12 protein-coding genes are annotated in these 10,926 nt (G+C 71.1%); all 12 read right to left on the bottom strand.

Features of this window, described 5'->3' with window-relative positions; translation table 11 throughout:
- Positions 1–117 precede the first annotated feature (117 nt).
- Positions 118–1,407, bottom strand: coding sequence for a HAMP domain-containing sensor histidine kinase (locus RM1_RS05155; RefSeq protein WP_072750296.1), 1,290 nt, complete (start codon positions 1,405–1,407; stop codon positions 118–120).
- Between the two features lie 29 nt (positions 1,408–1,436).
- Positions 1,437–2,105, bottom strand: coding sequence for a response regulator transcription factor (locus RM1_RS05160; RefSeq protein WP_245816048.1), 669 nt, complete (start codon positions 2,103–2,105; stop codon positions 1,437–1,439).
- A 52-nt stretch (positions 2,106–2,157) separates the two neighbouring features.
- Entirely contained in the window at positions 2,158–3,633 is a 1,476-nt protein-coding gene (locus RM1_RS05165) for a flavin-containing monooxygenase (RefSeq protein ID WP_072750297.1), read from the bottom strand.
- Between the two features lie 100 nt (positions 3,634–3,733).
- Positions 3,734–5,941: a heavy metal translocating P-type ATPase gene (locus RM1_RS05170; RefSeq protein WP_072750298.1), complete on the bottom strand. Its 2,208-nt coding sequence runs from the start codon at positions 5,939–5,941 to the stop codon at positions 3,734–3,736.
- Positions 5,938–6,141 carry a heavy-metal-associated domain-containing protein gene (locus tag RM1_RS05175; protein WP_072750299.1) on the bottom strand — a complete coding sequence of 68 codons (204 nt, stop codon included), beginning with the start codon at positions 6,139–6,141 and terminating at the stop codon, positions 5,938–5,940. Before RM1_RS05175 ends, RM1_RS05170 begins: the two co-directional genes overlap by 4 nt.
- A gap of 11 nt (positions 6,142–6,152) precedes the next feature.
- Positions 6,153–6,434, bottom strand: coding sequence for a metal-sensitive transcriptional regulator (locus tag RM1_RS05180; protein WP_027500747.1), 282 nt, complete (start codon positions 6,432–6,434; stop codon positions 6,153–6,155).
- Positions 6,435–6,491: 57 nt separating this feature from the next.
- Positions 6,492–6,737, bottom strand: a complete 246-nt coding sequence (locus tag RM1_RS05185; protein ID WP_072750300.1) for a hypothetical protein — start codon at positions 6,735–6,737, stop codon at positions 6,492–6,494.
- Positions 6,734–7,264: a transport-regulating membrane protein Mce1N gene (mce1N, locus tag RM1_RS05190; RefSeq protein WP_072750301.1), complete on the bottom strand. Its 531-nt coding sequence runs from the start codon at positions 7,262–7,264 to the stop codon at positions 6,734–6,736. Before mce1N ends, RM1_RS05185 begins: the two co-directional genes overlap by 4 nt.
- A complete protein-coding gene (locus RM1_RS05195) occupies positions 7,257–7,688 on the bottom strand; it encodes a hypothetical protein (protein WP_072750302.1) in 432 nt (143 codons plus the stop codon). The genes mce1N and RM1_RS05195 overlap by 8 nt, the downstream gene beginning before the upstream one ends.
- A gap of 5 nt (positions 7,689–7,693) precedes the next feature.
- The gene (locus RM1_RS05200) at positions 7,694–8,245 is read right to left on the bottom strand and encodes a hypothetical protein (protein ID WP_037176080.1); all 552 of its coding nucleotides are present in this window, start codon (positions 8,243–8,245) and stop codon (positions 7,694–7,696) included.
- A gap of 16 nt (positions 8,246–8,261) precedes the next feature.
- Positions 8,262–9,236 carry a porphobilinogen synthase gene (hemB, locus tag RM1_RS05205; protein ID WP_072750303.1) on the bottom strand — a complete coding sequence of 325 codons (975 nt, stop codon included), beginning with the start codon at positions 9,234–9,236 and terminating at the stop codon, positions 8,262–8,264.
- A 70-nt stretch (positions 9,237–9,306) separates the two neighbouring features.
- Positions 9,307–10,878, bottom strand: coding sequence for a bifunctional uroporphyrinogen-III C-methyltransferase/uroporphyrinogen-III synthase (locus RM1_RS05210; RefSeq protein ID WP_027500753.1), 1,572 nt, complete (start codon positions 10,876–10,878; stop codon positions 9,307–9,309).
- Between the last annotated feature and the right edge of the window lie 48 nt (positions 10,879–10,926).

Here is a 10,926-nt window from a genome sequence, read left to right on the forward strand (position 1 = left end):
GCGCCAGCGCCACGGCCGCAACCGTTGCCGTCGCGACGGCTCGAGTCGTTGTCAGTGCTCTCATGACCAGCGAACGTAGGCGCCGAACGTTAGAGGAAGATCAGAGCGGCAGACGGGTCACGGGGAGGGTGGCAATCGCACGGTGAAGAGCGCGCCGCCGTCGGGTGCGTTCGCCGCGGTGATGACCGCTCCGTGCGCGCGGGCGATCTGCTGCGCCATGGCGAGACCGAGCCCGGACCCCGCGGTGCCCCGCGAGCGCGCCGATCGGTAGAAGCGCTCGAAGACCAGACCCAGGTCCGCCTCGTCGATTCCGGAGCCGTGATCGCGCACCGTGAGGACGCCGTCCGCCAGGGTGATGTCGACCGCGCCACCGGCCCCGCTGAACTTGGCCGCGTTGTCGACCAGGTTCGAGACGAGCTTCGCCAGCCGTGCGCGGGTCCCGTGCACGGTGTGCGCGCCGACCGAGACCCGGAAGTCGATCTCCGGCCAGTGCGCGCGGGCGGCCTCGACGACCTCCGCCACGACGCCGTCGAAGGCAACGTCCTCGGTCGCGATGTCCGGTTCGGATCCCTGTGCGAGATCGACGATGTCGTCGATCAGTGTGCGCATGTCGGCGGTGCTGCGCGCCAGCGCCGCCCGCACCCTGGTCCGCTGCTCCTCGGTCAACCCGTCGCCTCGCGCCAGCAACTCGGCGTTCGCGATGATCCCCGTCAACGGTGTCCGCAGCTCGTGCGAGGCGTCGGAGACGAGCTGACGCTGGGCGCGGAGGGAGTCGTCGAGGGCGCGCAGCATGGTGTTCATCGATTCGCCGAGCCTCGCCAGCTCGTCGGACCCGTCCACGACGATCTCCCGGCTCGGGTCACGTTCCTTCGCGACCAACTGCGCCTCCCGGGAGAGCCGGGTGACCGGGCGCAGCGTGTAGCGCGCCACCGCGTAGCCGAGCGCGGCGCTGATCACGATGCCGGCGCCGCACAGCAGCGCGAGAAATCGGGCGATCCGGTCCAGCGCCCGGAATTGCTGATCGGCGCGGACAGCGACCAACAGGGCACCACCGTCCAGCAGCGGGGTCACGTACATCCGACCAGGAAGGCCCATGAGATCGATGTTCGTCAGGAAGGGATCCGACTCGCCTCTGATGACGGCGTCGACGCCCACCGGTTCCGGCAGCACGACAGGCTTCTCGTCCACGGTGTCGAGCACCTCGAAGCACGCGGGTGAGGCGAGGGTCGCGCATTCGGTCCCGTCACCCAGGTCCTTTCCCGCGTGCAGTTGCAGCTGCAGCGCGGTCGCCTCCCGGATCAGCCCGAGGTCCAGGCTCCGGTACACCTCACGGGAAGAGATCCAGTAGGCCCCAGCCGCACAGGCGAGCACCACCGCGGCAACGGCGACCGACGTGACGATCGCCATGCGCGTCCTGATGGGCAGGCGGCCCCGCGTCACGGCGGCGCCAGCCGATAGCCGAGTCCGCGGACGGTGTGGATGATGCGCGGCTCACCGCCCGACTCCAGCTTCGTGCGGAGGTAGCTGACGTAGACGGCGAGCGAATTGGACTGGGATCCGAAGTCGTGCCCCCAGACCCGATCGGTGATGACGTCCCGCGTCAGCGTCTGACCGGCGTTGGCCATCAGCAGCTCGAGCAGCGCGAACTCGGTCTGCGTGAAGTCGATGCTCCGGCCCGAACGGACGCCGCGACGGGTCTCCGGGTCGATCGTGAGGTCCCCGAATTCCACGGCAGGCTCGGGGGGCGCCGCTCGGCGCAGCAGCGCCCGCACCCGGGCCGCGAGTTCGTCGATGTCGAAGGGCTTCGGCAGGTAGTCGTCCGCGCCCGCGTCGAGCCCGGCGATCCTGTCGCCCACCTCGGAGCGGGCCGTCAGCACCAGGATCGGGATCCGATCACCCCGTTCGCGCAGCAACCGGCACACCGACAGACCGTCGATTCCCGGCATCGTCACGTCGAGCACCATCGCGCCAAAGGCGTCCTGCCCGAGTGCGGCCAGCGCGGCGCTGCCGTCGCCGACCGATCTCACCTCGTGTCCATCGAGTTCGAGCGCGGTCACGACGGCCTCGCGCACCGAGGGATCGTCGTCGACGACAAGGATCATCACCCCATCGTGCCCGACATCGGTCCGCCCCGGCCAGGACCGGAACCCGCCTACGTCAGAGGAAGTGGTGGTCGCGCCTGCTCACCCGCCGGGTGCGCAACCAGTACTGCCACGAGAATCCGGGCCACACAGAGTGATTGGTTCCGTTGGCGTCGACATACCAGCTCGAGCACCCGCCCGTGCTCCAGACCGCGGTGGCCAGCCGCGCGTGCAGGTCGTCGTGGAAGGCCGCCTGCGCGTCCGCTCTGACGTCGAGCGCACTCGCGCGCTCGCGATCGACCAGTTCCATCGCCCGCAGCGCGTACCGCACCTGCGACTCGATCATGAACACCACCGAGTTGTGCCCGAGGCCGGTGTTGGGCCCGGTGAGAAAGAACGCGTTGGGCAGGCCCGAGACCGAGATGCCGAGGTGGGTACGGATCCCGTCCCGCATCCACCGCTCCTGCAGGGTGACCCCGTCGCGGCCGGCGAGGGGAAGTCGGGCCAGCGAGCCGGCGACCCGGAAACCGGTCGCGTACACGATGACGTCCGCCGCACGCCTCGTCCCGTCCGTTGTGACGATGCCGTCCGGCGTGATCTCGGCGATCCCGTCCGCGATCAACTCCGTGCCCGGCCGGGCCAGCGCAGGGAAGTACTTGTCGGAGCGCAGAATTCGCTTGCAGCCGATCCGGTAGGCCGGGGTCAGCTTCGCCCGCAGGGTGGTGTCCTCGACCTGACGTCGCAGGTGCCGCTTCGCCCGCCACTCCATCGGCCGGGTCAGGACGTGGCGCCCGTTGAGACCGACGGCCAGGAGTTCGGCGTTCCAATAGGTCAGGCTCCGGACGAGGCCGCGGAGCAACGGCACCCGCCCGACCGTGCGCGCGACCGGCCCGGCCTCCCTGCGCGGCAAGACCCAGGGCGGCGTGCGCTGATACAGCTGGAGCGAGCCGGCAACGGCCGCGATCTCGGGCACCATCTGGATCGCGCTCGCGCCGGTGCCGATGACCGCGACCCGCTTGCCGGTGAGGTCGACGGTGTGGTCCCATCGCGCCGAATGAAACGCGGCGCCGCCGAAGGACGCGGCGCCCGGCGTCTTCGGCACCTTGGGCAGATGGAGGGCTCCGGTTCCGACCACCAGGAACTGCGCCACGAACTCCCGGCCGGTGGTGGTGAACAGGTGCCACCGCCCGTCGACCTCGTCCCAGTGACCGCGCTCGACCTCGACGCCGAATTCGATCTTGTCCCGGAGGCCGTATTTGACGGTCACCTTGCGCAGGTAGCGGAGGATCTCCGGCTGCGATGCCCGGAGGTCGCCCCATGCCTGCTGTTCGAACGAGTACGAGTACAGGGACGACGGCACGTCGCATTCGCAGCCGGGGTAGGTGTTCTCCCGCCAGGTGCCGCCGACATCCTCGGCCTTCTCCAGTACGACGAAGTCGTCGTGACCGGCGCGGGCCAGGCCTGCCGCCATGCCGAGCCCGGCGAAACCGGCCCCGATCACCACCACCCTGCTATGCCGGACGTCTCCACGACCTGTCCCTGCCTGCTTCACCGATCTCCCTGCCCTCACGCCAACTTGAACAGTGTTCAAGTTGGCGTGGGGTTCACGCAAATCGGCGAGCCCCCGCCGAGGCCGGGGAAGGATCCGGGCGTCAGCGGAATCTGCGCAACCGCAGACTGTTGCCCACCACGAACACCGAGGACAGCGCCATCGCCGCGCCCGCGATCATCGGGTTCAGCAGGCCGAGCGCCGCCAGCGGGATGGCCGCGACGTTGTACGCGAACGCCCAGAACAGGTTCGCCCTGATGGTGCCGAGGGTGGCCCTCGACAGCCGGATCGCCTGCGGCACCGAACGCAGGTCGCCGCGCACCAGGGTCAGGTCGCTCGCCTCGATCGCGGCGTCCGTCCCGGTCCCCATCGCGAGGCCGACGTCCGCGGTGGCGAGCGCCGCCGCGTCGTTCACCCCGTCGCCGACCATGGCGACGACGGCGCCCTCGCGCTGGAGCCGCGCCACGTGCGCGACCTTGTCCTCGGGCAAGACCTCCGCGATCACCCGGTCGATGCCGACGGTCCGCGCCACCGCGTGCCCGACCTCGGCGCGATCACCGGTCAACAGCACGGGGGTCATGCCGAGCGCCACGATCTGCGCGACCGCCTCGGCGCTGGTGGGCTTGACGGCGTCGGTGACCGTGATGGCGCCGCGGATCGCGCCGTCCCAGGCCACCGCGACGGCGGTATGCCCGGCCGCGAACACGGACCGCAACTCCACCGGGATCGGGCCGTCCGGCCGCCCGACGCTGACCCGGACCCCGTCGACCAGTCCGACGACGCCGAGGCCGGGTCGGTTCTCGAACTCCGCCACCGGATACCGGGAGCCGCCCGCGGCCGCGATGGCCCTTGCCACCGGATGCTCCGACGCGCCCTCGACGGCGGCCGCCAGCGCCAGCACGCGATCGGGGCTCTCGCCGCGCGCCACGACCACCTCGTCGAGCGTCATCCGCCCCGTGGTGACGGTGCCTGTCTTGTCCAGTACGACGGTGTCGATCCGCTTGGCCTGCTCGAGCACCTCGGGCCCCCGGATCAGGATGCCGAGCTGGGCACCGCGACCGGTGCCGACCAGGAGCGCCGTCGGCGTGGCCAATCCGAGCGCGCACGGGCAGGCCACGATGAGCACCGCGACCGCGGCGGTGAAGGCCTCCGTCGCGGCGTGCCCGGTGACCAGCCAGCCCGTCAGCGTCGCCGCCGCGATGACCAGCACCACGGGGACGAACACCGCCGACACCCGGTCCGCGAGCCGCGCCACCGCGGCCTTGCCGTTCTGCGCCTCGGTGACGAGCGCGGCGATGTGGGCCAGCTGGGTATCGGCGCCGACCTTTTCGGCCCGCACCACGAGTCGCCCGTTAGTGTTCACGGTGCCGCCGACGACGGCGTCACCGTCGGACACCTCGATCGGCACCGACTCACCGGTGACCATCGACGCGTCCACGGCCGCCGCGCCGTCGAGCACCCGTCCGTCGGTGGCGATCTTCTCCCCCGGCCGCACCACGAATCGCTCACCGACCCGCAACTCGCCCACCGGGATCCGCCGCTCGGCGTCGGCCCGCAGCACCGCCACGTCCTTGGCACCGACCTCGATCAGCGCCCGCAGCGCCGCGCCCGCGCGGCGTTTGGCCCGCGACTCCGCGTACCGGCCCGCGAGCAGGAAGACGGTGACCGCGGCGGAGACCTCGAGATAGATCTGTCCCGACGGGTCGTGCGCACCCAACCGCAGCGTGAACTCGTGGGTCATCCCGATGTGCCCCGCGGTGCCGAACACCAACGCCCACACCGACCATCCGTACGCCGCGAGCGTGCCGAGCGAGACGAGAGTGTCCATCGTCGAGCTGCCGTGCCTGGCATTCGTCAGCGCCGCCCGGTGGAACGGGTAGCCGCCCCAGAACACCACCAGGGTGGTCAACGCCAGCGCGACCCACTGCCAGTAGTCGAACTGCAGCGCCGGGATCATCGACAGCGCGACGACCGGGGCGGCGGCGATGGCCGAGATCGCCAGGCGCCTGCCGAGGTGATCCGGCGCCGGTTCCGCGGGCCCGGCAGCGGCGGGGCCCGCCGCCCTCGACACGGCCGCGGAGTAACCAGCCGCCTCGACCGCGGACACCAGGTCGACGGGCTGCACGCCCGCCGGATAGCGCACGTGGGCCCGCTCGGTGGCGAAATTGACGGTGGCGCGGACGCCCTCGATCTTCGCCAGCTTGCGCTCGATCCGGTTCGCGCAGGAGGCACACGTCATCCCGCCGAGATCGAGGTCGAGCTCCCGGTCGTCGACGTCGACGGCGTCCAGCGCATCAGGGCCGGCGATCATGGCGCCAGCTCGTAGCCCGCCTCTTCGACCGCCTCCGCGACGGCCTTCGGGTCGAGCTCGCCCTCACTGGTCACACGGACCGCCCCGGTGGCCAGGTCGACCTGCACGTCGGTGACACCGGCGATGGCCCCGACCTCCTCGGTGACCGAGGCGACGCAATGCCCGCAGGTCATACCCGTGACCGTGTACGTGGTCTGCATCCGCGCGCTCCCTAGGACCGGACGAGGCGGGCGATCGCGTCCGAGGCCTCTTTGACCTTGGCGTCGGCCTCGGGGCCGCCCTTCTTGGCCGCCTCGACCACGCAGTGCGCGAGGTGCTCGTCCATCAGCTTCAGTGAAACCGACTGCAGCGCCTTGGTCGCCGCCGACACCTGGGTCAGGATGTCGATGCAGTACCGGTCGTCGTCGACCATGCGGGAGATGCCCGCGACCTGTCCCTCGATGCGACGAAGGCGCTTGAGGAGGTCATCCTTCTGCGGGGAGTATCCGTTCATGCCCTTACCATACCCCCCGTGGGTACTGGCCGCCAGGTAGGACCGCTGTTCGCCCGGTCACTGCGGACCGCCACGATCCCGCCTCCTGACCACGTCGATCACCAACAACCCGGCCACGATCACCAGCGCGGTCGCCGCCCCGATCCAGGTGCCGGAGTAGTGCGTGCCGGTGAACGCAGGGGCGCTGTCCATCGCGGGCGCGAAGTCCGAGGTCTGCACTCCCCGGTTCCAGCACCAGACCGCCGTCGCGATCGCGAGCACCGCCAGGCCGAGCTCCACGATCCGCGTCATCCGTTCGCTCATCGCTCACCGTCCTCCGCCTCGTCCGCCTCGTCCGCGACGAGCCGCTCCAATTCGGACCGCAGCCCGTCGCCGTCCCGCGCCCATGCCCGCACCACCGAGCCGTCCCGCAGCCGCAACCCGATCCCCGTACGGCGCCGCGGCACCCCGGACAGCTCGCCGAGCGACGGGGCGCTCTCCCACGGCTCCAGATCCTCCGCGAACGGATCCGCCTCCGGCAGGACCTCGGCGATGTCGGTCACCTCCAGCGCCTCGGCGCCGTTGCGCAGCACCGCCGGGGTGAGCAGGACGCTCGCATGCCTGCGCGCGGCCACCACCTGAAGGGCGACCAGGCCCGCCAGCAGCGCGGCGAACAGCGCCAACCCGAGCCAGTGCACACCCGAACCGATGATCGCCTCCACCACGAGCACGACCAGGCACAGCGCCGGGCCGAGCGCGACCAGCGACCACCGTCCGCCCGGTTCCTCGAACAGCACCCGCTCGGCGACGTCGGCCGATCCGGCGTCGCCGTGCGGCCGATCCTCACTCACCGGCAAACCACTCCGTCGAGGACCTCAGGTAGACGAGCGCGCTCGCCACCAGCGCGAGCACCGAGACAAGCAGCGTTGGCACCTGACCAAGGCCGGTCGCGATCAGCCCGAGCTGCAGCAGGGCGAACACCGCCGAAAGCGCGACGATCGCCCGCCGGAAGCGCGGATCCCCCGCCCTGGTCGGCCCCGCCATCAGCCCGACGCCGAGCCCGGTGAGCAGCGAGACGGCGCCGGAGCCACGCAGCAGCACGATGAACTCGTCCACGCTGTCGGGGTTCGAGCCGCGCGTCACCAGTTCCTCCCGTATCGCGGTGCCGGGCGAGGTCAGCGCGAGCAGCCCGAAGAGCACAAGCAGCGCGGCGCAGACCAGCCACAGCCAGTACGCGATGTCGACGGGGCGAGGACGGGCCTGCGCGTCACCCACGACGGCTACTGCGCCTTCGGCCCGGGCACGAAGTACCGGTTCGACTCGCTCCGGTGCATCAGGATCACCGCGCCGACGGACAACACCGCCTGCAGGATGCCCGCGCCGCCCGCGACCATCCCGGCCACGCCGCCACCGGCGCCGAGCCCGAACAGCGCCGGGATCGCGAAGAAGACCATCGTCACGCCGATCATGGTCACCAGCATGCGGGCCCAGTTCCTGCCGCTGCGCATCTTGAACACGAACAGCAGGTACAGGCCGGTCAGCGCGAGCCCGAGCAGCGCGGTGACGCCGAGCCCGACCAACAGCAGCCCCTCGGCCGCCGAGGTGCTGATCTCGACCGACGGGTCCTGGGCGTGCACATCCTTGATCAGCTGATCGGCGAAGGTCTTCCGATCCGCGGCCACCATCGCGAGGGTGGCGAACAGGTTCACCACACCGAGCGCGGCGACCCCGCACAACAACTGGAAGGCGGTACCCACGTCGACGGGCGGCACGCGTCGCGCGTCCTGCGCGACGGGGCCGGTCGGGGGCGCTGGCGGCCAGGGGGCGGTCATGGCACCACCGTAACCATCACAACCGGGCTGCGAACTCGGCGGCCCAGTAGGTCAGCACGATGTCCGCACCCGCGCGACGGATACTGAGCAGTGACTCGAGCACGGCGGCGTCGCGGTCGATCCAGCCGTTCTGCGCGGCCGCGGTGATCATCGAGTACTCCCCCGAGATCTGGTATGCCGCAACGGGAACCGTTGACATGTCGGCGACCTCCCGCAGCACGTCGAGGTACGACATCGCCGGCTTCACCATCACCATGTCCGCGCCCTCGTCCAGGTCCAGGTCGACCTCGCGCAGCGACTCGCGACGGTTGGCGGCGTCCTGCTGGTAGGTGCGCCGATCCCCGGACAGCGACGACCCGACGGCCTCGCGGAAGGGGCCGTAGAAGGCGGAGGCGTACTTGGCGGAGTAGGCCAGGATGCCCGTGTCCTGACGGCCCGCGTCGTCGAGGCCCTCGCGGATCGCGGCGATCTGTCCGTCCATCATCCCGCTCGGCCCGAGCAGGTGCGCCCCCGACTCGGCCTGCGCGACCGCCATGTCGACGTAGCGGGTCAGCGTCGCATCGTTGTCTACCCGGCCGTCCGCAGCGAGCACCCCGCAATGGCCGTGATCGGTGAACTCGTCGAGGCAGGTGTCCGCCATGATCACGGTGGAGTCGCCGAGCTCGTCGCGGAGCACGCGCAGGGCCCGGTTCAGGATGCCGTCGGGATCGGTCGCACCTGAACCGTTGGCGTCCTTGTCCTCGGTCCTGGGGACGCCGAAGAGCATCAGCCCGCCGACGCCCGCCGCGACCGCCTCGGTGGCGGCACGTGTCAGGGAATCGAGGGTGTGCTGGAACACGCCGGGCATCGAGCTGATCTCGCGCGGCTCGTCGATGCCGTCCGCGACGAACATCGGCAGCACCAGATGCCGTGGCTCCAGCGAGGTCTCGGCGACCAGTCGACGCAGCGCCGGGGTGGCGCGCAGGCGCCGGGGACGTTCGGCGGGAAAGATGGATGCCCTCCTTCGTCGGGCCTGTGAGCGGTTGGCGAGTGCATGGACTCGTCAACCGCTCACGGGCGCGTCAGCGCCTGCGGGACTTCTTACGCGGGGGCGGCAGCGCTCCCTCGGCGCGCAGCCGGGCGGCGTGCTCGGCGAGCGCCTCCACCAGCGGGCCGACCTGAGCGGTCTCGGGCTGCACGTCGACCCGGAGGCCGAACTCGATCGCGGTCTCCGCGGTCTTCGGCCCGATGCACGCAACCAGCGTGCGGGCGTGCGGCTTGCCGGCGATGCCCACCAGGTTGCGCACGGTCGAGGACGAGGTGAAGCAGACCGCGTCGAACCCACCGGTCTTGATCATCTCGCGGGTCTCGGCCGGCGGCGGCGCCGCCCGGACGGTGCGGTAAGCGGTGACGTCGTCGATCTCCCAGCCGCGCTGGCGCAGGCCCTCGGCCAAGGTCTCGGTGGCGATGTCGGCTCGGGGCAGCAGCACCCGGTTGACCGGGTCGAACACGTCGTCGTACGGCGCGAACTCGGCCAGCAGGCCCTCGCTGGACTGCTCACCGGACGGCACCAGCTCGGGGTTGATGCCGAACGAGCGGACCTTGTCCGCGGTGGCCTCACCGACGCAGGCGATCTTCACGCCGGAGAACGCGCGCGCGTCGAGCCCGAACTCCTCGAACTTCTCCCAGACCGCGCGGACCGCGTTGGTGGAGGTGAAGACCACCCACTGGTAGCGACCGTCGACCAGGCCCTTGACCGAACGCTCCATCTGCGCAGGGCTGCGCGGCGGCTCGACCGCGATGGTGGGCACCTCGATGGGGATGGCGCCGTGCGTGACGAGGCGATCACTCATCTCGCTGGCCTGCTCCTTGGTGCGCGGCACCAGGACGGTCCAGCCGTACAGGGCGCGCGACTCCCACCAGGACATCTTGCTGCGCTGGCTGACCACCTTGCCGACGGTCACGATCAGCGAACCGACCAGCTCCGAGCCCGCCTCGTTGAGCGTCGCGAGGGTGGCCTCGACGGTGCGCTGCTGGCAGGTGGTGCCGCGGACGGTGATCGCGGCTGGCGTCTGCGGGGCAAGGCCGTTCTCGACCAGCTCGCTCGCGGTCTCCGCGAGGTGGCCGGCGGTGGCGTGCAGCACCAGCGGGCCCGGCGCCGCGGCCAGCGCGGCCCAGTCGACCTCGCCGCGCACGTCGACCTCGGTGTGACCGGAGCCGAGCGGCATGCCCGCGTAGCTCGGGACCGCGGATCCGGCGGGCAGTCCGGGCAGGATCTCGAACTGCACCTGGGTCCGCGCCACCGCGGTGACCTCGGCGATGACCGAATCGGTTGTGAGCGGGTCGCCGGAGACCAGGCGGACCACGTCGTGCCCGTTCTTGGCCTCGGCCACCAGGGTCTTGGCGACCTCGGCCGGCTCGCCGAGCGCGGGGCGCACCTCGAACGGCGGGTTCTCGGGGTCGATCTCCTCGCCCTTGCCCAGCAGGCCGGTGCCGACCAGCGCGGTCACGCCCTTGTCGACGTCGGGGTCCGTGAACGCCAGGGTGGCGGCGGCGAGGACGTCCCTCGCCCGGACGGTGAGCAGCGCCGGGTCGCCCGGGCCGGAGCCCACGAACAGGATCCGTCCGGGGGTGTTCTTGCGGACTCGGCTCATCGGTTGTTCTCCAGTGCGTTCATGTGTCGAGCAATGTCAGGGACGTGG

It is taken from the genome of Rhodococcus maanshanensis NBRC 100610 (assembly GCF_001894865.1).
GTDB classification, from domain to species: domain Bacteria; phylum Actinomycetota; class Actinomycetes; order Mycobacteriales; family Mycobacteriaceae; genus Rhodococcus_G; species Rhodococcus_G maanshanensis.